We start from the raw sequence: 929 nt of genomic DNA on the forward strand, positions 1-929 counted from the left end.
GTCCGGGGTAGACGGTGCCGAGGACGGCCTCGATCGTGCCCAACCGCGTCGCGATCCACACCCCGAGCACCACCACCGCAGCAACCGCAGCCACCACCAACGGCACCACCCGGCGGATCAACGGCCACCACCGCCACCCAGCAGCACCCTCCACCCCAGCGAGCCGCGGATCACCCGCGAACCGCTCCGAGAACACGAACCCCACCGCCACGAACACCGCCACCACAACAGCCGGCACCGCATACGGCACGTAGATCGACATCGCCAACGTCACCGTCAAGTACCCGGCAACCCCAGCAGACACCCACCGCGCAACCCGCGACGACGACCGCACACCCCACACCACCGCGATCAACACCGCGAACGCCCACGCATACGGCCAGATCGTCGTCGGCAGGAACCACCACCCCACCAACGGACTGAACCCCAACGCCACCGCCAACACCGCAGCCGTCACCGGACGACGCGGCATCACCGACACCAGGAACACGAACGCACCGATCAACAACCCAGCGAACGGCAACCACCACCGCACCGCCATCCCCTGCGCCACCGGCAACACCAGGAAACCCCACACATGCGGCCGGAACAGACTCGACCAATCCCACGACGGCAGATCGTTCTGGATCGTCGCATCCATCCCACCCGGCAACGTGTGGTTCACCACCGGGAACCCCTGCTGCACCTGCGACACGATCCACGACGACTGCACCAACCACTCATCCGAACGAATCGGACGCGGCGACCCCGCCAACAGGTTCGGATCAGCACCCTGACCGAAGAACCCCCAGAAGTTCCCCGTCGAGGACCCCGAGATCCCCAACACCGTCAACACCCCCAGCACCACCACCACCAGCACCGGGAACGACACCACCACCCACAACCGCGGCAACCCAGACACCCGCGGCTCCACCAACGCCGACACCCGC

The 929-nt window shown here is 67.0% G+C and carries 1 protein-coding gene; it reads right to left on the minus strand.

Annotated features, from left to right (window positions below):
• On the minus strand, window positions 1–901 hold a 901-nt coding region (locus ACO0E1_RS18905), incomplete at its 3' end, for a DUF7657 domain-containing protein (RefSeq protein ID WP_422875577.1).
• Window positions 902–929 lie beyond the last annotated feature (28 nt).

The sequence above is a fragment of the Curtobacterium guangdongense genome, from assembly GCF_049341845.1.
Taxonomy (GTDB): Bacteria; Actinomycetota; Actinomycetes; order Actinomycetales; family Microbacteriaceae; genus Curtobacterium; species Curtobacterium guangdongense.